Below are 18,991 nucleotides of genomic sequence, written 5' to 3' on the forward strand. Positions count from 1 at the left end.
GCGCCCGGCCCACCACCCTAGGCGAAACGATCGACGCCGGTGATCCCGCACGATGCTCACCGCAGTCGTCGTCGGACGGCGCCGCCGATCGACCAGGGCAGCGCGCCGACACTGCGTACCACCTGCGCCAGGTCGGGCCGCCACCCGCCGCTCACCGACTCACCCGCCGGGTTCGGCGCGAACACGACCCCATCGTGCGGCGCGACCGGTCGGTTGGTCAGCCCGGCGAGGCGCATCAGGGGTACGACGAGGACGTCGTAGACGCCGGGCAGCACCGTGAACCCGAAGCGCATGACCACGTTGAGCCGGCCCACCGACACCTCCCGCCGGGGCCGGTCCGCGCAGTCCACGATGGCCCGCGCCACCCGCTCCGGGCTGCTGATCGGCAGCGGCGGGCGACCCACGCGTCCCAGGTAGTTGGCCGCCTGCTGGTAGACCGGCGTGTCCACGCTGCCCGGGCTGACGATGCAGACGTTCACTCCGGGCGTCTCCCGGGCCTCCTGCTGCAATGCCCGCGCGAGCCCCTGCAGACCCCACTTGCTCGCCACGTATCCGCTCATGAAGGGCGCGGTGATGTGCCCCAGCACCGAGCCGGTGAGGATCAGCGTCCCGCCGCCGTTGCCGCGGAAGTGCCGCAACGCCACCCGGGCCACCGCCGCGGCGGCGATCAGGTCGGTGCGGACCACCTGCTCGAAGACCCGCTCCGGGGTCTCGTCGAAGCGCCCGTACGCCATCACCGCCGCCGTGTGCACCCACACGTCCACGCCGCCGAACCGTTGGACCGCCGCGTCGGCCAGCGCCGCCAGGGCGCCGTCGGCCGTGACGTCCGTCGGTACGTCCAGCACCTCCGCGCCGACCTTCTCGCACTCCGCGCGGACGTCGGCGAGAGTGGCGGGGGAGCGGGCGGCGAGGACCAGACGGTCCCCGCGCTCCGCGAACTCCCGGGCCGCCGCCCGGCCGATCCCGCTGGTCGCGCCGGTGACGACCACCGTACGGCTCACGGTTCGAGCACGACCTTGACGCACCCGTCCTGCTTCTTCTGGAACATCTCGTACGCCTCCGGCGCGCGCTGCAACGGCACCCGGTGGGTCCGCAGGTCCTCCACGCCCAGCGGGTCGTCGTCGCCGGAGAGCAGCGGGAGGATCTCGTCGGTCCAGCGGCGCACGTGGCACTGGCCCATCCGCAGCTGGATGCCCCGGTCGAACATCTCCATCAGCGGCATCGGGTCGACCTCACCGCCGTACACCCCGGAGATGGAGACCGTGCCGCCCCGCCGGACGGCCTTCAGCGCGGCCTTGAGCACGACGAGCCGGTCCACCCCGACCTTGTCGGTCATCGTCTGGGCCAGCTTGTCCGGCAGCAGGCCGGCGGCGGTCTGGGCGAGCTTCCCGGTGGTGGAGCCGTGCGCCTCCATGCCGACCGCCTCGATCACCGCGTCCGGGCCGCGCCCGTCGACCAGGTCGATCAGCGCGCCGGGCACGTCGTCCAGGTCGGTGACGTCGAGCACCTCGATGCCGTGCCGGCGGGCCATCTCCAGCCGTTCCGGCACCAGGTCCAGTCCGATGACCCGGTCCGCGCCGAGGTGCCGGCCGATGCGGGCGGCGAGCTGGCCCACCGGTCCGAGCCCGAAGACGGCCAGGGTGCCGCCGGGCGGCGTGTCGGCGTACTTCACGGCCTGCCACGCGGTCGGCAGGATGTCGGACAGGTAGAGCCACCGCTCGTCGGGCCCGGTCTCGGGCACCTTGATCGGGCCGAACTGGGCGTGCGGCACCCGCAGGTACTCCGCCTGCCCGCCGGGCACCGACCCGTACAGCGAGGTGTAGCCGAACAGCGCGGCGCCCTTGCCCTCGGAGGTGACCTGGGTGGTCTCGCACTGGGCGTACAGCTGACGGTCGCACATCCAGCAGGAGCCGCAGGAGATGTTGAACGGGACGACCACCCGGTCGCCGGGCTTCAGCCGGGTCACCCCCGGTCCGACCTCCTCGACGATGCCCATGGGTTCGTGACCGAGTACGTCGCCCGGCTTCAGGAACGGCCCGAGCACTTCGTAGAGGTGCAGGTCGGAGCCGCAGATGGCGGTGGAGGTGATCCGGACGATCGCGTCGGTCGGCTCCTCGATCCGGGGGTCGGGCACCTCCTCGACCCGTACGTCCCGCTTGCCCTGCCAGGTCAGTGCCTTCATGCCAGTGTTCCCCTCGTCGTCGTCGTCGTCGTCGCCGCCGCCGTCGTGCCGTCGCCCGGGGTGCTACCCGCCCACGAAGACTTGAACCGACCTCCGCGTCTTCCCGGGCGGGTCCGCTGCCGGTGACGAGGACGCGTGCGGCAACGCGCGGTACGCCCGGACGGGCCCTGTCGAGCTGATGACGCCGATGGATCGCCGGGTGGAATCGCCCACCGGCCCGGCCCCCGCGCCGAGCGCGCCGTCGCCCCGTGCCGGGTGGCCGTCGTTCTGTGCCGGGTGTCGGATGGCCGTCGTCCGGTGCCGGGTGGCCGGTGGCCGGTCCCGATGCCAGGTGGCCTGCTGGCCCGGTGGCTGGGTGAAGGGCGTGGCGTGGAGCCCAACACCTCCGCCGGGCACGTCCCGGCCGCCGACAAGCATGATCCACTCGACTTCACTGAAGTCGGTCCGTCGGAGGCCGCCTGACGCCCCGACTTCACTGAACCCGAGTTGACCATGCGGTGCGACCCGCTCTGGTCAACCCCGAGGCGCCGGTGATGTCGTGGATGACTCAGCTCGACAGCGCGTGAACCGCATCCGCTGCCCCGGGCAGGATACGGCGATGCCGCCGCACCTGATGGGATGCGGCGGCATCATCGCGGAGCCAGAGCCAGAGCGGAGCCGGGCCTCAGGAGCCCGGAGTGTTTCCCCCGCCCTTGCGGGTGGCGGCCAGGTAGTCCCGGTTGAGCCGGCCGATGGTGTTCAGCGGGATGCCCTTCGGGCAGACCACCGTGCACTCGCCGGCGTTGGTGCAGCCGCCGAAGCCGGCCTCGTCGTGGGCGTCGACCATGCCGATCACCCGGGTGTACCGCTCCGGCTGGCCCTGGGGCAGCAGCGAGAGCTGGGTGACCTTGGCGGCCGTGAACAGCATGCCGGAGCCGTTGGGGCAGGCCGCCACGCAGGCGCCGCAGCCGATGCAGGCCGCCGACTCGAAGGCGGCGTCGGCGTTGGCCTTGGCCACCGGGGTGGAGTGGGCCTCGGGGGCGCTGCCGGTGGGGGCGGTGATGTACCCGCCAGCAGCGATGATCTTGTCGAAGGCGTTCCGGTCGACGACCAGGTCCTTGACGACCGGGAAGGCGCGGGCCCGCCACGGCTCGATGTCGATCGTGTCGCCGTCGGCGAACTGCCGCATGTGCAGCTGGCAGGCGGTGGTGCCGCGCTGCGGCCCGTGCGCGTTGCCGTTGATCATGAGGCCGCACATGCCGCAGATGCCCTCGCGGCAGTCGTGGTCGAACGCCACCGGCTCCTCGCCGGCGAGGATCAGCCGCTCGTTGAGCACGTCGAGCATCTCCAGGAACGACATGTCCGGTGAGACGTCGTCGACCTTGTAGGTCACCATCCGACCCTTGTCCTCGGGGCCGGACTGGCGCCAGATGCGCAGGGTCAGGTTCACTTGTAGCTCCGCTGCGTGGGGTGGACGTATTCGAACTTCAGGTCTTCCTTGTGCAGCACCGCGGGCTCGCCGGTGGCGGTGAACTCCCAGGCCGCGACGTACGCGAACCGGTCGTCGTCGCGCTGCGCCTCGCCGTCGGGGGTCTGGTGCTCGGCCCGGAAGTGGCCGCCGCAGGACTCCTCGCGGTGCAGGGCGTCGATGCACATCAGCTCGGCCAGCTCGAAGAAGTCGGCCACCCGGCCGGCCTTCTCCAGCGACTGGTTGAGCCCCTCGCCGTCACCCGGCACGCGCACCCGCTGCCAGAACTGCTCCCGCAGCGCCCGGATCTCGTCGATGGCCTTGCGGAGTCCGGCCTCGGAGCGCTCCATGCCGCAGTGCTCCCACATGATCTGGCCCAGCTCGCGGTGGAACGAGTCGACGGTCCGGTCGCCGTTGACCGCCAGCAGCCGCTGGATCCGGTCCTCGACGTCGCGCCGCGCCTGCACCACCGCCGGGTTGCTGGCCTCCACCGGCTCGAACGGGCCGGCCGCCAGGTAGTTGGCGATCGTGGTGGGCAGCACGAAGTAGCCGTCCGCGAGGCCCTGCATCAGCGCCGAGGCGCCGAGCCGGTTCGCGCCGTGGTCGGAGAAGTTCGCCTCACCGATCACGAACAGGCCGGGGATGCTCGACTGGAGGTCGTAGTCGACCCACAGGCCGCCCATCGTGTAGTGCACGGCCGGGTAGATCCGCATCGGGACCTCGTACGGGTCCTCGCCGGTGATCCGCTCGTACATCTCGAAGAGGTTGCCGTACTTCGCCTCGATGGCCTTGCGACCGAGGCGGTCGATGGCGTCGGCGAAGTCCAGGTAGACGCCGAGCTTGCTCGGCCCGACACCGCGGCCCTCGTCGCAGACGTTCTTCGCGGCCCGGGAGGCGATGTCCCGGGGCACCAGGTTGCCGAACGACGGGTAGATGCGCTCCAGGTAGTAGTCGCGCTCGTCCTCTCCGATGTCCCGCGGTGCCCGGTCGTCGTCCTTGGCCTTGGGCACCCACACCCGGCCGTCGTTGCGCAGCGACTCGCTCATCAGGGTCAGCTTCGACTGGTGGTCGCCCGAGACCGGGATGCACGTGGGGTGGATCTGCGTGTAGCAGGGGTTGGCGAAGTACGCGCCCTTGCGGTGCGCCCGCCAGGTGGCCGTGACGTTGCAGCCCTTGGCGTTCGTGGAGAGGTAGAAGACGTTGCCGTAGCCGCCGGAGGCGAGCACGACGGCGTCCGCGAACTCGGTGGTGATCTCTCCGGTGACCAGGTCCCGGACGACGATGCCCCGGGCCTTGCCGTCGACGACGACCAGCTCCAGCATCTCGTGCCGGGCGTTCATCTCCACGTTGCCCAGGCCGATCTGCCGCTCCAGCGCCTGGTACGCGCCGAGCAGGAGCTGCTGGCCCGTCTGGCCCCGGGCGTAGAAGGTGCGCTGCACCTGTGCGCCACCGAAGGAGCGGGTGTCCAGCAGGCCGCCGTACTCGCGGGCGAACGGGACGCCCTGCGCGACGCACTGGTCGATGATGTTGACCGAGACCTCGGCCAGCCGGTGCACGTTCGACTCCCGGGAGCGGAAGTCGCCGCCCTTGACGGTGTCGTAGAACAGCCGGTGCACGGAGTCGCCGTCGTTGCGGTAGTTCTTGGCGGCGTTGATGCCACCCTGCGCGGCGATGGAGTGCGCCCGCCGCGGGCTGTCCTGGTAGCAGTAGGACTTGACCCGGTAGCCCTGTTCGGCGAGGGTCGCGGCGGCCGAGCCGCCGGCCAGGCCGGTGCCGACCACGATCACCGTCATCTTGCGGCGGTTGGCCGGGTTGACCAGCTTGGCCTCGAAGCGGCGGGTCTCCCAGCGCTTCTCGACCGGGCCCTCGGGAGCCTTCGTGTCGGCGATCGGGTCGCCCTCGGTGAAGAGATCCATGGTCAGGACACCAATCCGGTGAGTACGGCGAACGGGACCACCAGGTAGCCGGCGCACAGCGCGACGGAGAAGGCCAGCGCGACGTTCTTCGCCCGACGCTCACCGCGCGGGGTCTGCTGGCCGAGGCTGCGTACCGCACTGAAGATGCCGTGGCGCAGGTGGAAGCCGATGGAGACGATCGCCAGGGTGTAGAAGAGCGTGACGTACCAGCGCTCCGGCGCGAAGTCGGCGACGACGTTGGCGTACGGGCGGGTGGGGTCGCCGACCGGGTTCAGGGTGCCGGTGGTCAGGTCCAGGATGTGGTAGATCACGAAGAGCAGGATGATCACACCGCCCCAGCGCATCGTCCGGGCCGCGTAGCTGCCCTGAACCTTCTTGCGGTGCGCGTACCGCACCGGGCGCGCGGCGCGGGCCCGCAGGGCGAGCGTGGTGGCGGCCCAGATGTGGCCGACCACGGCCACCACGAGGCCGATCCGCAGCATCCACAGGGCCCACACGCCCGGCAGCAGGGGTGCGCCCAGCTCGCGCAGCCACTCCGCGTAGTGGTTGAAGGACGTCGCGCCCGTGAAGACCTTCAGGTTGCCGAGCATGTGCGCGACGAGGAACAGCACCAGCATGATGCCCGTCACCGCCATGACGGCCTTCAGGCCGACGCTGGAACGGATGGGCGACCGAGTTCTCGTGACTACCACGCGATCGACGCTAGGAGCGATTTGATCAGTCGTCCAATGCATCGAACTCGCAGTGTTGATAGCCGTAGGCTATCTAGATGCAGCTCCATCAGCTCCGGTACTTCGTGGCGGTCGCAGAAGTACGACATTTCACCCAAGCAGCCGACATCGTCGGGATAACCCAGCCCTCGCTGAGTAAGCAAATTCACGCCCTGGAGACCGACCTGGGGGCACCTCTGTTCGAGCGGGTAAGGGGCAACATCGCGCTCACCGCCGCCGGGGAGGTGCTGCTTCCGCTGGCCAAGCGGATCCTCGCCGACGTGGACACGGCCACCCGCGAGGTGCAGGAGCTGGTCGGCCTGCGCCGCGGACGCGTACGCCTCGGCGCGACCCCCAGCCTGGCGACCTCCCTCGCGCCGCCGGTGCTGCGCCGCTTCCGCGACGCCCACCCCACCGTCGACCTGAAGGTCGAGGAGGGCGGCTCCCAGGACCTCGTCCGTGACCTGCTCCGCGGCGACCTGGACCTGGCGCTCATCATCATGCCGGCGCAGGGCACCGACCCCGGGCTGCGCGCCGACCCGATCCTGCGGGAGAGCCTCGTCGTCGCCTCGGTGGACGCGCTGCCGGACGCGACGGGGACCGGGGAGCTGCGCATCACCGACCTGCGTGACCAGCCGATGGTGATGTTCCGCGAGGGCTACGACCTGCGCGACGCCACCCTCCAGGCGTGCCGGGCGGCCGGCTTCGAGCCGACCGTGGCGGTGGACGGCGGCGAGATGGACGCCGTGCTCAGCTTCGTCGAGGCCGGACTGGGTGTGGCGGTCGTGCCGGGCATCGTGGTCGCGCGCCGGCCGGGTGTCCGGGTCACCCGGCTCGCCCCACCCGGCGTACGCCGGACGATCGGGGTGGCCCGCCGCCGGGACGTGGTGCCCACCCACGCGGGCCGGGAGCTGCGCCGGATACTGCTCGACTACGTCCGGGACGCCACCGCCGACGGCGAGCTGCCCCCCGGCGTGGAGCCGCTGTAGCTCCGGCCGTGCCGGGTCAACGGATCGCGGGTTCTCCGGTGGCCGGCGCGGCGGTGGGACCGGTCCGGGTCGTTCGCTTGCTGGCAACGATCCAGCCCACCAGCAGGAACACGAGCCACAGCGGCACCAGCAGGGGAGCGAGCGCCGGCCAGATCGGCCACACCGGCTCGGCGAGCCCCGTCGTGCTCAGGTCCCACCAGGTCGGGACGACGCCGGGCAGCAGGCCCACCGTCGCCAGTGTGCCGGCCAGTAGGGGTACGGGCGGACGTCGTCGCGCCAGCAGCCCGAACAGGGTCGCACCGGTGGCGGCGCCGATGAGGGTGCCGGTGACCGTGGCGGCGAGGAACCCGTCGGGCGCGGCCGAGGCGAGGCCCAACGTCGATCCGGTCGACCGGTGGGTGAGCATCGCCGTCAACCCACGCTTCTCGGCCCGCCAGCCGTCGCAGGGACCGGCCGACACCCGACGCAGGCCCTGCCATCCCTGGGCCGTGGCATTGCGCCGGAGCTGGTCGGAGAGCCCGCAGTCGGCACGCTCGCCGTACTGGAACTCGATTCGACCTGAACCGAAGTCGTCGGTGGCCAGGAGGACCCCGTACCGGGCGGCGCGGACGTTCGTGGAGCTGCCGGTCGGCTCGACCGTGGGGAGCAGCTCCGCCGCCACGACCCGCGCCCGCTCGGGTTCGAGTGGCGTGCTGCCGCGACCGCCCCACCACGAACCGACGCTCAGGCCGACCGTGCCCAGGAGCACACCGCCCAGGACCAGCATCGCGACGAACGGCATCCGACGACCCACGAGCCCACCCCCTGTCGCAGTGCCGACAGGCTAGCCCCCGCGAACCACCCCCGGTGCCCCCGCGAACGCCGGCGGGCGGCTCACCGCCCCTCGGCGTCGTCCATGGCGCGATAGATACGCTGCTCGGAGACCGGGTAAGGGGTGCCGAGGGCCTGCGCGAACACATTGACCCGCAGCTCCTCGATCATCCAGCGGATCTGCCGTACCGCCGCCGACTGGCGTCTGGACGGCGGCAGCGCGGCGAGCAGGTCGTCGTACTCCTTCCGTACCACCGCGATCCGGTCCTGCTGAGACTTGTCCCGCGCCGGGTCACCGGGCAGCCGGTCCAGCCGCCGATCGATGGCGGTGAGATAGCGCAGCAGGTCGGGCAGGCGCGCGTACCCGGTCTCGGTGACGAACCCCTTGTACACGAGGCCGTTCAGCTGGGCGCGGATGTCCGCGAGGGCGGCCACCACGGCCAGGTTCCGGGTCGCGCCCAGGCGCTGTTCCACGGCGTACGCGGCGGCGAGCACCCGACGCACCCGGTCCATCACCTCGACGACGGTGTCGACCAGGTTGGCGCGGACCTTCTCCCGTAGCGCCGCGAAGCCCTCGGCGTCCCAGGCCGGGCCGCCCGTGTCGGCGATGAGCTTGTCGATCGCGGCCCCGGTCGCGTCCTCGATCAACGCCTGCACGCCGCCGTGCGGGTTGCGGCTCAGCGCCAGCTTCGCCTCGTTGCTCAGGCGTCCCTGGAGGAACTTCGCCGGGGACGGCACGGTCAGCCGCAGCAGCCGCCGGGTGCCGGCCCAGTGGGCGGCCTCCTGCTCGGCGGCGGAGTCGAACACCTTCACCCCGACGGTGGTGCCCTCGTCGACCAGCGCCGGGTACGCGGTCACCGCGTAGCCGGCCCGGACCTGCTCGATGGTGCGGGGAAGAACGTCGATGCTCCACTCCCGCAGGCCCGTCCGGGCGACGTCCGGCGCGGCGGCGGCGACGACCTGGCGTACCTCGGCCTTGAGTTGGCGTTGCAGGGCCGGCAGGTCCTTGCCCTCGGCGACCGGCTTGTCGTCCTCGCCGAGGACCCGGAAGCTGACCCGCAGGTGCGCGGGGAGCCTCGCGGTGTCCCAGGCGTCGCGCGGCACGGTGACGCCGGTCATCCGACGCAGCTGCCGGGTCAACGCGTCCAGCAGCGGCTCCTCGCCGGCCGGCATGGCGGCGAGCGCCGCGCGGGCGTAGTCGGGCACCGGCACGAAGTTGCGCCGGATCGCCTTGGGCAGCGACCGGATCAGGGCGATGACCAGCTCCTCGCGCAGGCCGGGCACCTGCCAGTCGAAGCTCTCGGCGGGCACCTGGTTGAGCAGCGGCAGCGGGATGTCCACGGTCACGCCGTCGGTCGGGGTGCCGGGCTCGAAGCGGTACGTCAGCGGCAGCGTCACCCCGTCGGCGCTCCACTCGTCGGGGTAGTCGGCCTCGTCCACCCCGCCCCGGCCGGCGTTGACCAGCAGGTCGCGGGTGAAGGTGAGCAGGTCGGGCCGCTCCCGGCGGGTCTTCTTCCACCAGGCGTCGAAGTGCCGCCCGGACACCACGTCGGCGGGGATCCGCTCGTCGTAGAACTGGAAGATCGTCTCGTCGTCGACCAGGATGTCGCGCCGCCGGGCCCGGCTCTCCAGCTCCTCGATCTCACCGAGCAGCCGCTTGTTGTCCGTCCAGAACCGGTGGTGCGTGGACCAGTCGCCCTCGACCAGGGCGTGCCGGATGAACAGCTCTCGGCTCAGGGCCGGATCGATGCGACCGAAGTTCACCTTGCGGGAGGTGACGATCGGGATGCCGTACAGGGTGACCTTCTCGTAGGCGAGCACCGCCGCCTGCTTCTTCTCCCAGTGCGGCTCGCTGTAGCTGCGCTTGACCAGGTGCTGTGCCAGGGGTTCGACCCATTCCGGCTCGACCCGCCCGTTCACCCGCCCCCACAGCCGGGACGTCTCCACCAGCTCGGCGGCCATCACCCAGCGCGGCGGCTTCTTGAACAGCGCCGAGCCGGGGAACAGCGCGAACTTCGCGCCGCGCGCGCCCAGGTACTCGTGCTTCTGCGGGTCCTTGAGCCCGACGTGCGACAGCAGGCCGGCGAGCAGCGACTGGTGCACCTTCGGGGTGTCGATCTCCTCCGGCAGGTCCGCGCCCCGGCCGCGCCGGCCCCCGTCGGGCGCGGCCTCCGTCGCGCCGCCCCGGCCGCGCCGCCCGTCGCCCTGCTCGGGCGTACGCAGGACCTGGCGCAGCTGGCTGACGATGTCCTGCCACTCGCGGACCCGCAGGTAGTTCAGGTACTCCGCCTTGCACATCCGGCGGAAGGCGCTGGAGGACAGTTCGCGCTGCTGCTCGCGCAGGTACCGCCACAGGTTGAGCAGGGCGACGAAGTCCGACTCGGGGTCGGCGAAGCGGGCGTGCGCCTGGTCGGCCTGGGCCTGCTTCTCCGCCGGCCGCTCGCGCGGGTCCTGGATGGACAGCGCGGCGGCGATCACCATCACCTCGGTGGCGCAGCCGTTGCGCTCGCCCTCCAGGACCATCCGGGCCAGTCGCGGGTCGACCGGCAGTTGGGCCAGCCGCCGTCCCAGCGCGGTGAGCCGCTTCGCCGGGTCGGTCTCGGCCGGGTCGATCGCGCCCAGCTCGTGCAGCAGGTTGAGGCCGTCGGCGACGTTGCGCCGGTCCGGCGGGTCGATGAACGGGAACGCGGCGATGTCGCCGAGCCCGATGGCGGTCATCTGGAGAATGACCGAGGCGAGGTTGGTGCGCAGGATCTCCGGGTCGGTGAACTCCGGCCGGGACGCGAAGTCCTGCTCGTCGTAGAGGCGGATGCAGATGCCGTCGGACGTCCGCCCGCAGCGGCCCTTGCGCTGGTTGGCCGACGCCTGGGACACCGGTTCGATGGGCAGCCGCTGCACCTTGAGCCGGTGGGAGTAGCGGGAGATGCGGGCGGTGCCCGGGTCCACCACGTACTTGATGCCGGGCACGGTCAGCGAGGTCTCCGCGACGTTGGTGGCGAGCACCACCCGGCGCCCGGTGTGCGGGGCGAAGACCCGGTGCTGCTCGGCGGAGGACAGCCGGGCGTACAGGGGCAGGATCTCGGTGCCCAGCAGCGACCGCTTGGACTGCACCAGCTTGCCCAGCGCGTCGGCGGTGTCCCGGATCTCCCGCTCGCCGGAGAGGAAGACCAGGACGTCGCCGGGCCCCTCGGCGGCCAGCTCCTCGACCGCGTCGCCGATGGCCTGGACCTGGTCGCGGACGTTCTCCTCGTCCTCGGAGTCGTCACCCTCGGCCCCGGTGACCTCGACCAGCGGCCGGTAGCGCACCTCCACCGGGTACGTCCGCCCGGACACCTCCACCACCGGCGCCGGCACGCCGTCGGGGTGCTCCTCGGTCGGTGGGCCGGCGAAGTGGCGGGCGAACCGGTCGGTCTCGATGGTCGCCGAGGTGATGATCACCTTCAGGTCGGGCCGGCGGGGGAGCAGTTGCCGGACGTAGCCCAGGATGAAGTCGATGTTGAGGCTGCGCTCGTGCGCCTCGTCGATGATCAGCGTGTCGTACTGGCGGAGCATCCGGTCGGTCTGCAGTTCGGCCAGCAGGATGCCGTCGGTCATCAGCTTGACCAGGCTGCGGTCGCTGACCTGGTCGGTGAAGCGGACCTTGTAGCCGACCACGTCGCCCAGCTCCGTGCCCAGCTCCTCGGCGATTCGGTCGGCGACCGTCCGGGCGGCCAGTCGCCGGGGCTGGGTGTGGCCGATCAGCCCGGTGATCCCGCGCCCCAGCTCCAGGCAGATCTTGGGCAGCTGGGTGGTCTTGCCGGAGCCGGTCTCGCCGGCCACGATCACCACCTGGTGGTCACGGATCGCCGCGGCGAGATCGTCCTTGCGCTCACTGACCGGCAGTCCCGCCGGATAGGTGACGACCGGCACCGCCGCCCGGCGCTCGGCTAGCCGCGCCTCGGCCCGGGCCACCTCGACGGCGATCTCGGCCAGCGCCGAGGACCGCCGGTCGATGTCGCGCAGCTTCCGTACGTCCTCCAGCCGCCGCTGGATGCGGCGCTGGTCGCGGAACATCAGCGGGTCGGTGCGGCGGTGCAGCTCGCGGACGGAGTCGGGCGCGGCGGCGGCGGCTGGATTCTGCATGTCGTCGCCAAGGATAGGCAGCCCGCCGCCGTACCGCCCGCGGGTTACCGCCGGTCGTCGCCGTCCTACAGTTGACCGACGTCTCCGGGCCCGGCCCGGACGATCACCGGGGCGCACGGGGGGCGAACGATGATTCTGCGGGACACCGACCGGGCGCTGGTGCAGGCGGCCACGGCGGTCGCCAAGCTGCGCTGCCGCAGCGCCAACCACACGGTCGCCGCCGCCGCGCGGACCGTCGACGGTCGGGTCTTCACCGGCGTGAACGTCCACCACGTCACCGGCGGGCCGTGCGCCGAGGTGGTGGTGGTGGGCACCGCCGCCACGCAGGGCGTCACCGACCTGGAGACGATCGTCGTCGTGGGGGACCGGGGGCGCGCGGTCGTCGCGCCCTGTGGGCGCTGCCGGCAGGTCCTGCACGACTACTTCCCGACCATCCGGGTGATCGTCGGACCGCTGGACGGGCTGCGGGTGGTGCCGATCGCCGCGCTGCCGCCGGAGACGTACGCGGGGGCCGACCACCGGCTCGACGGCGTCCTCCCGGCACCCCGCTCGGGTGTCGAGGACTGAGGTCACCGCCGCGGCGGGTGCCTCAGTCCGGGATCCCCGGCTGGTCGGGCGTACCCCCGACGTCGCCTCCGTCCCCACGCCGCCGGCGTCCGCGCAGCCAGACGGCCAGGCCGGCGGCGCCCCCGGCGGCCAGCAGGCCGAGCTTCAGGCCGGCCTTGCCGAGCCCGAGGTAGCCCAGCGCGCTGACCCCCGCACCGCTCCACCAGGACAAGTCGACGAGTCGGGCCGGGTCGGTGCGGTGTTCCCAGTCGCGCATCCACCACCCGAGCGCCACCAGCGCGAGCGCGCCGGCCCCGGCGAGCACCGCCGCGACGACCAGTCGCCGGTGCCCGTGCTGCTGTCCGTCGCTCACGGCGCCGAGGGTAGCGGGGTCACGCCAGGGCGGCGGCCCGCTCAGTCGCCGGCGGCGGCCTCCAGCATCGACCGGGGCAGCGGCACGTCCTCGAAGCGCAGGATGCCCTCGGGCACCATCCAGCTCATCACCTGCACCGCCAGCCGACCGGCGCGGACCGCCGGGTCGTTCGTGTACAGCTCGCGAGCCGCCACCGGATCCACCGACAGCACGACGAAGCCGCGCAGCCGTTCGTCGTCGGTCTGGACGAACGGGCCGGCGGCGAGCACGAGCCCCTGGTCCACCAGCCCCGCCTGGTGGGCGAGGTGGGCGTCCTGCAACCGGTCCGCCGCCTCGGGCGGCAGCTCCGGCGCGTCCGGCGGGCGCACCAGGAGCACGACCGTGTGCTGGTCGAATCGCATCCTCCCAGCGTAGGGCCGTACCGGGGCACCGGTGAGCCTTCGCCGCCGGACGGGTCGGATCGACCACGGCGAGTTAGGCTCACCTAAGTACTTCGGCTAAGGTAAGGCGACCCTAAGCCGAACGCTCAGGAGAGACGTGACCACCCTCGCCACCCCGACGGCCCCCGCCGCCGGCACCCGGCCGGACCGCCGGACGGGCCGCCGCCTCGCGGTCACCGTCGCGGCCGCGGTGGTGCTGGTGCTCGCGGTCCTCGCCAGCTTCGCGCTGGGCAGCCGGTCGCTGGCCGTCGCGCAGGTCTTCCACGCGCTGGTCGCCCCCGACGGCGGCGAGGCCACCACCATCGTCCGGGACCTGCGCATGCCCCGTACGGCCCTCGGGCTCATCGTCGGCCTCGCGCTCGCCGTCGCCGGGGTGCTCCTCCAGGCCCTCACCCGCAACCCGCTGGCCGAGCCGCGCATCCTGGGCATCAGCGCCGGCGCCTCGTTCGGCGTGGTGCTGGCCATCTCCGTGTTCGGGGCGACCACCCTCGCCGGGTACGTGTGGTTCGGCATCGCCGGCGCGCTCGGCGCGGGCGTGCTGGTCTTCGCCGTGGCCGCGCGGGCCCGCGACGGCGCGAGCCCGGTCACCCTCGCGCTGGTCGGCGCGGCGCTCGACGCCAGTCTCGCCTCCGTCGTGTACGCGCTGCTCAGCATCGACGCCCGCACCTTCGAGGAGTACCGGTTCTGGGTGGTCGGCGGGCTCACCGGCCGGGACATGTCGGTCGCCGTCCAGGTGCTGCCGTTCGTCCTCGCCGGCCTCGTCCTGGCGGTCCTGGTCGCCCGGGGCCTCGACGCGCTCGCCCTCGGCGACGACGTCGCCCGGGGCCTCGGCCACCGCATCGGCCTGGTCCGCCTCGGCGGTGGCGCCGCCGCCGTGCTGCTCACCGGTGCCGCGGTCGCCGCCGCCGGTCCGATCGCCTTCGTCGGTCTCGCCGTCCCGCACCTCGCCCGGGCACTCGTCGGCGCCGACCACCGCTGGACCCTCGCGGTGTCCGCCCTTCTCGGGCCCGCGCTGCTGCTCGGCGCCGACGTCGTCGGCCGTCTGATCGACCCGCCGGGCGAGGTGCCGGCCGGCATCGTCACCGCCCTGATCGGTGCTCCGCTGCTGGCGGTCCTGGTCCGCCGCGCCAAGGTGGTGACGGCGTGACCGGGCAGACCGCTGTCACCGGCCTGCCCGGGCGGTCGCTGCTGCGGGTCGGCCCGGTCAGCGTGCAGATCCGCCGTCGGGCGGTGCTCGTCGCCGCCGCGACGACGGTGCTGCTGCTGGTCGCCGGTCTGCTCAGCCTCTCCCTCGGCACCCCGTACGTCGCCACCGCCGACGTGCTCCGTGCGCTCTCCGGCGTCGGCACCCCGTACGACCTGGTGGTCCTCGATCTGCGGCTGCCCCGGCTGGTGCTGGCCGCCGCGGCCGGTGCCGCGTTCGGCGTGGCCGGCACGCTGATCCAGAGCGTGGCCCGCAACCCCCTCGCGAGTCCCGACGTCATCGGCATCACCCAGGGTGCCGGCCTGGCCGCCACGGTCGCTCTCACCAGTGGTGCCGCCGCCGTCGTCGTCGCGCCCAGCGCGCTGCTCGGAGGGCTGGTCGCGGCGGCGCTGCTGTTCGCCCTCGGCGCCCGGCACGGGCTGGCCGCGCAGCGGTTCGTGCTCGCCGGCGTCGCGGTCGCGTTCGCCCTGCGCGCGCTGACCGAGGTGGTGCTGCTGACCGCCGACCCCATCGACGGGCTGCGGGCGCAGATCTGGTTGATCGGCACCCTCGCCGGCAAGGGCTGGACCGAGACGCTCTGGATCACCGCCACCCTCGCCGTGCTGCTGCCGGTGCTGGCCTGGGCCGGCTGGGCCCTGAACAGCAGCGCCCTGGACGACGACACCGCCCGGGGCATCGGCCTGCGGCCCACGGCCCGCCGGATCGGCCTCGCCGGCACCGGCGTCGTCGTCGCCGCGATGGTCACCGCGCAGGTCGGCGCGGTCGACTTCGTCGCCCTGGTCGCCCCGCAACTGGCCCGGCGCCTGGTCCGCGCCGAGCGTCCCCCGATGGTCTGCGCCGCCCTCGTCGGCGCGCTGCTGCTGGTGCTCGCCGACCTGGCCGGCCGTCGGCTGTTCGCCCCGACCCAGTTGCCCGCCGGGGTGCTCACCGCCGCCATCGGCGGCCCGTACCTGATGTTCCTGCTGCTCCGCGGCCGCCGGAGGCCGTCGTGACCGCCTCCGCTCCCGGCCTGGCGGCGGAGGTCACCGGGCCGCGCGTCGGCCACCGTGGCGGCGCCGCCGTCACGCTCCCGTTCGCCGACCCCTGCAAGGAGGCGTGATGCTCTCGACCCGCGACCTGGTCGCCGGCTACGACGAGCGGACCGTGCTGGACGGGCTCGACCTCGACCTGCCCGCCGACGCCTTCACCGTCATCGTCGGTCCCAACGCCTGCGGCAAGTCCACCCTGCTGCGCACCATGGCCCGCCTGCTCACGCCCCGGCGCGGCACCGTGCTGCTCGACGGCACCGCCATCCGCGACCTGCCCACCCGCGAGGTCGCCCGCCGGCTCGGCGTACTGCCGCAGAGCCCGCTCGTGCCCGAGGGCGTCACCGTCGCGGACCTGGTCGGGCGGGGCCGGCAGCCGTACCAGCGGTGGTGGCGGCAGTGGTCCGACGAGGACGGCGCCGCCGTCGACCGGGCGATGGCCCTCGCCGACGTCGCCGGTCTGGCCGACCGGCCGGTCGACACCCTCTCCGGCGGGCAGCGGCAGCGGGTGTGGATCGCCATGACGCTCGCCCAGGACACCGAGGCGCTGCTGCTCGACGAGCCCACCACCTTCCTCGACCTGGCGCACCAGGTGGAGGTGCTGGACCTGCTACACCGCCTCCGTGTCGAACGGGGCCGGACCGTCGTGGCCGTGCTGCACGACCTCAACCAGGCCGCCCGGTACGCCGACCACCTGATCGCCATGCGCTCCGGTGCCGTGGTGGCCGCCGGGCCACCCCGGGAGATCCTCACCGCCGACCTGGTCCGGGACGTGTTCGGCCTCGACTGCGTCGTCGTCCCCTGCCCGGTGACCGGTGCGCCGCTCGTGGTGCCCGGTCTCACCGCACCGTCCCTGTCGCCCACCGCCCACGCCCCGGCACCTGTCGTCCCGGTGCCCGCTCCGGCTCCGGGCCCGACGGCCGCTCCGACCCCCTCCGCTCCGACCCCCTCCGCTCCGACCCCCTCCGCTCCGGCGGCCACCGCTCCGGTGTCCCGCCAGCCCTGACCGGTCGGCGCGGCGTGCCGCGCACCGGCTCGTACCTCGAAAGGAACCTCATGCGTCGTCTCGCCGCCGCACTCACCGCGGCGCTCGCCCTCGGCGTCGGTCTCACCGCCTGCGGTGAGAGCGACCCGGTCGCCGACACCTCCACCGGGGAGACCCGGGAGATCACCCACGCCATGGGCACCACCAAGGTGCCGGCGGAGCCGAAGCGGGTCGTGGTGCTCGACACCGACAAGATCGACACCGCGCTCTCCCTCGGTGTGAAGCCGGTCGGTGCCGCCACCGCCGGCGAGGCGAAGAGCTGGCCGACGTACTTCGGCGAGGACAAGCTCGCCGGGATCACCGAGGTCGGGGTGCTCACCGAGCCCGACCTGGAGGCGATCAACGCCCTCAAGCCGGACCTGATCCTCGGCAGCAAGTTCCGCCAGGAGAAGTTCTACGACGAGCTGGCCGCCATCGCGCCCACCGTCTTCACCGAGAAGGTGGGCATCACCTGGAAGGAGAACCTCCTCCTCGACGGCAAGGCCCTCGGCAAGGAGCAGGAGGCCCGTGGGCTGCTCGACACCTACGAGAAGCGGGCGAAGGACTTCGGCGCGACGCTCGGCGACGCCGCCACCCGCGAGATCTCCATCGTGCGGTTCATCCCCGGCGCCATCCGCGTGTACGGCCCGGACTCGTTCTCCGGCATCGTCATCGGGGACACCGGCCTCGGCCGCCCGGAGCGGCAGAAGCTCGCCGGCAAGGAGGACAAGCGCTTCGACCTGGTCAGCCCCGAACGGATCAGCGAGGTCGACGGCGACGTCATCTTCGTGACCGCGTACGGCCAGAAGGCCGTCGCCGAGCAGGGCACCGTCACCGGCGGCAGCCTGTGGAAGAACCTGTCCGCGGTCAAGGCGGGCAAGGCACACGTCGTCAGCGACGAGGTCTGGATGACCGGCATCGGCGTCGGCGCCGCCAACAAGATCCTCGACGACCTAACCAAGTACCTAACCGCCTAACCCCCACCCCCCCCGCCCCCACCCCCCGCCCCCACCGGGCAGTTTCACGGAAAGAGTGGCCATTCCACGCTGAATGGCCACTCTTTCCGTGTAAGTGGTGGCCGATCTACCCGCGCGGGGGGAGGGGGGTTACCGGCGGCGGGAGGTGAGGGCGCTGCGGAGCTCGGTGAGGAAGCTGTCGAAGTCTTCGCGCATCCGCTTGCTGGTGACGTGAAGGACGAGCCAGTCGTCTCCGAGCATCTTGTTCAGTCGTTGGCGGTCCCGGTGGAACTGGGTGGGGTCCCGGTGCCAGAGGCCGTCGTACTCGACGGCGACTTTCAGGTCGGGCCAGGCGAGGTCGACGCGGGCGACGAAACAACCGTTGCGGTTGATGACGTGCTGGGTGACCGGGCGGGGTAGACCGGCCTTCACGATGCGAACGCGAAGTCGCGATTCGGGCAGGGATTCTGCGCCCGCATCGCTCAAACTCACCGCCTCCGCGAACCGTCGCCAGCCTCTCGCACCACGGTGTTCGAACAGGTAGTGCTCGAGATCCTCGAGGTGGACCAGGCCCATCCGACGAAGCGCGTCGATGTGCGCCACGGCCTCACCGGTCTCCAGCCAGCACGTCAGATCCCAACACGTGCGTACGGCGGTGGTGACCGGCACATCGTCGAGCCGCTGTATGTCGGTGTCGCGCAACGGGGCGACGTGGATGAGAAGGCCGCCGAACGGGCCGAACCGGGAGGTGGGATCGACCAGGACCTCGACCGGCTCGTCTGGCTGGGGTTCCGGACCACCGTGCAGCGCTACCGCCGACCTGCCCGCGATCACGCAGCCCGGCGGAAAGAGCCAGGATGCGGCCGCTCGGCAGCGGGTGCGATGTGAGATCGCCAGTCGCGCGTCCGCATAGACGTTGTGGAACAGGCGCTGCCACGCGCTCGTGCGTAGCTCGTTCCTGGTGAGAAGACCTCGATGGATGACGTCACGGGCAAAGAAGACCTGCCCGGCCAGTCCGGCCGGACGGCGAGGTGCGCGAGCCATACCGGCAAGCCTCTCCCGCCCCCACCCGCCACGTAACCCCCTGAGGATAACCCACACGTCCGGCCCGATCGGCGCACTTACCGAGAAAGAGTGGCCATTCTTCGCCGAATAGCCACTCTTTCTCGGTAAATGCAGCCGCAATCGCGATGGGGGAGGGGGAGGGGGCGAGGGGGAGGGGGAGGGGGAGGGGGCGAGGGGGCGAG

Annotated in this window: 16 protein-coding genes; 6 read left to right on the plus strand and 10 right to left on the minus strand. The window is 72.4% G+C overall.

The annotated features are described in order from the left end of the window. Positions 1–56 precede the first annotated feature (56 nt). The 5 genes from ACTMSW_RS27800 to ACTMSW_RS27820 form a co-directional block, all read right to left on the minus strand. Positions 57–1,001: an SDR family NAD(P)-dependent oxidoreductase gene (locus ACTMSW_RS27800; RefSeq protein ID WP_441183670.1), complete on the minus strand. Its 945-nt coding sequence runs from the start codon at positions 999–1,001 to the stop codon at positions 57–59. Next, positions 998–2,182: a zinc-dependent alcohol dehydrogenase gene (locus tag ACTMSW_RS27805; RefSeq protein WP_441183671.1), complete on the minus strand. Its 1,185-nt coding sequence runs from the start codon at positions 2,180–2,182 to the stop codon at positions 998–1,000. The genes ACTMSW_RS27800 and ACTMSW_RS27805 overlap by 4 nt, the downstream gene beginning before the upstream one ends. A 664-nt stretch (positions 2,183–2,846) precedes the next feature. Next, positions 2,847–3,611, minus strand: coding sequence for a succinate dehydrogenase/fumarate reductase iron-sulfur subunit (locus ACTMSW_RS27810; protein WP_441183672.1), 765 nt, complete (start codon positions 3,609–3,611; stop codon positions 2,847–2,849). Next, on the minus strand, positions 3,608–5,545 hold the full coding sequence (locus ACTMSW_RS27815) for a fumarate reductase/succinate dehydrogenase flavoprotein subunit (RefSeq protein WP_441183674.1): 1,938 nt from the start codon (positions 5,543–5,545) through the stop codon (positions 3,608–3,610). The genes ACTMSW_RS27810 and ACTMSW_RS27815 overlap by 4 nt, the downstream gene beginning before the upstream one ends. 2 nt (positions 5,546–5,547) lie before the next feature. Further along, positions 5,548–6,279, minus strand: coding sequence for a succinate dehydrogenase cytochrome b subunit (locus ACTMSW_RS27820; protein WP_441183676.1), 732 nt, complete (start codon positions 6,277–6,279; stop codon positions 5,548–5,550). Between the two features lie 35 nt (positions 6,280–6,314). Here ACTMSW_RS27820 and ACTMSW_RS27825 point away from each other — a divergent pair, with 35 nt between their 5' ends. After that, the gene (locus ACTMSW_RS27825) at positions 6,315–7,244 is read left to right on the plus strand and encodes a LysR family transcriptional regulator (RefSeq protein WP_441183677.1); all 930 of its coding nucleotides are present in this window, start codon (positions 6,315–6,317) and stop codon (positions 7,242–7,244) included. 16 nt (positions 7,245–7,260) lie between these two features. Here the strand turns inward: ACTMSW_RS27825 and ACTMSW_RS27830 are convergent, their stop codons facing one another. Next, positions 7,261–8,037: a hypothetical protein gene (locus tag ACTMSW_RS27830; protein WP_441183678.1), complete on the minus strand. Its 777-nt coding sequence runs from the start codon at positions 8,035–8,037 to the stop codon at positions 7,261–7,263. 80 nt (positions 8,038–8,117) lie between these two features. Further along, positions 8,118–12,176: an ATP-dependent RNA helicase HrpA gene (gene hrpA, locus ACTMSW_RS27835; RefSeq protein ID WP_441183679.1), complete on the minus strand. Its 4,059-nt coding sequence runs from the start codon at positions 12,174–12,176 to the stop codon at positions 8,118–8,120. A gap of 129 nt (positions 12,177–12,305) precedes the next feature. Between hrpA and ACTMSW_RS27840 the strand changes: the two genes are divergently transcribed. Next, entirely contained in the window at positions 12,306–12,743 is a 438-nt protein-coding gene (locus tag ACTMSW_RS27840; RefSeq protein ID WP_441183680.1) for a cytidine deaminase family protein, read from the plus strand. Positions 12,744–12,765: 22 nt separating this feature from the next. On the opposite strand, the gene ACTMSW_RS27845 is transcribed toward ACTMSW_RS27840, so the two are convergent. Further along, a complete protein-coding gene (locus tag ACTMSW_RS27845) occupies positions 12,766–13,095 on the minus strand; it encodes a hypothetical protein (protein ID WP_441183682.1) in 330 nt (109 codons plus the stop codon). 41 nt (positions 13,096–13,136) lie between these two features. Beyond that, positions 13,137–13,496: a YciI family protein gene (locus ACTMSW_RS27850; protein ID WP_441183683.1), complete on the minus strand. Its 360-nt coding sequence runs from the start codon at positions 13,494–13,496 to the stop codon at positions 13,137–13,139. A gap of 136 nt (positions 13,497–13,632) precedes the next feature. Between ACTMSW_RS27850 and ACTMSW_RS27855 the strand changes: the two genes are divergently transcribed. From ACTMSW_RS27855 to ACTMSW_RS27870, 4 genes are all read left to right on the plus strand, one after another. After that, complete coding sequence (locus tag ACTMSW_RS27855) at positions 13,633–14,682, plus strand: FecCD family ABC transporter permease (protein ID WP_441183684.1); 1,050 nt, start codon at positions 13,633–13,635, stop codon at positions 14,680–14,682. After that, a complete protein-coding gene (locus ACTMSW_RS27860; protein WP_441183686.1) occupies positions 14,679–15,731 on the plus strand; it encodes a FecCD family ABC transporter permease in 1,053 nt (350 codons plus the stop codon). Before ACTMSW_RS27855 ends, ACTMSW_RS27860 begins: the two co-directional genes overlap by 4 nt. A 106-nt stretch (positions 15,732–15,837) precedes the next feature. Continuing rightward, positions 15,838–16,770 carry an ABC transporter ATP-binding protein gene (locus ACTMSW_RS27865; RefSeq protein WP_441183687.1) on the plus strand — a complete coding sequence of 311 codons (933 nt, stop codon included), beginning with the start codon at positions 15,838–15,840 and terminating at the stop codon, positions 16,768–16,770. Positions 16,771–16,820: 50 nt separating this feature from the next. Continuing rightward, positions 16,821–17,765, plus strand: coding sequence for an ABC transporter substrate-binding protein (locus ACTMSW_RS27870; protein WP_441183688.1), 945 nt, complete (start codon positions 16,821–16,823; stop codon positions 17,763–17,765). Positions 17,766–17,894: 129 nt separating this feature from the next. On the opposite strand, the gene ACTMSW_RS27875 is transcribed toward ACTMSW_RS27870, so the two are convergent. Beyond that, complete coding sequence (locus ACTMSW_RS27875) at positions 17,895–18,929, minus strand: hypothetical protein (protein ID WP_441183689.1); 1,035 nt, start codon at positions 18,927–18,929, stop codon at positions 17,895–17,897. Positions 18,930–18,991: the final 62 nt, after the last annotated feature.

Source organism: Micromonospora sp. BQ11, from assembly GCF_052068135.1.
Lineage (GTDB): Bacteria > Actinomycetota > Actinomycetes > Mycobacteriales > Micromonosporaceae > Micromonospora.

Excerpts from the sequence above, each read along its gene's own strand:
- ACTMSW_RS27805 (WP_441183671.1), bottom strand. The coding sequence starts at position 2,182 with ATGAAGGCACTGACCTGGCAGGGCAAGCGGGACGTACGGGTCGAGGAG.
- ACTMSW_RS27815 (WP_441183674.1), bottom strand. The coding sequence starts at position 5,545 with ATGGATCTCTTCACCGAGGGCGACCCGATCGCCGACACGAAGGCTCCC.
- ACTMSW_RS27820 (WP_441183676.1), bottom strand. The coding sequence starts at position 6,279 with ATGCATTGGACGACTGATCAAATCGCTCCTAGCGTCGATCGCGTGGTA.
- ACTMSW_RS27825 (WP_441183677.1), top strand. The coding sequence starts at position 6,315 with ATGCAGCTCCATCAGCTCCGGTACTTCGTGGCGGTCGCAGAAGTACGA.
- hrpA (WP_441183679.1), bottom strand. The coding sequence starts at position 12,176 with ATGCAGAATCCAGCCGCCGCCGCCGCGCCCGACTCCGTCCGCGAGCTG.
- ACTMSW_RS27840 (WP_441183680.1), top strand. The coding sequence starts at position 12,306 with ATGATTCTGCGGGACACCGACCGGGCGCTGGTGCAGGCGGCCACGGCG.
- ACTMSW_RS27850 (WP_441183683.1), bottom strand. The coding sequence starts at position 13,496 with ATGCGATTCGACCAGCACACGGTCGTGCTCCTGGTGCGCCCGCCGGAC.
- ACTMSW_RS27865 (WP_441183687.1), top strand. The coding sequence starts at position 15,838 with ATGCTCTCGACCCGCGACCTGGTCGCCGGCTACGACGAGCGGACCGTG.
- ACTMSW_RS27870 (WP_441183688.1), top strand. The coding sequence starts at position 16,821 with ATGCGTCGTCTCGCCGCCGCACTCACCGCGGCGCTCGCCCTCGGCGTC.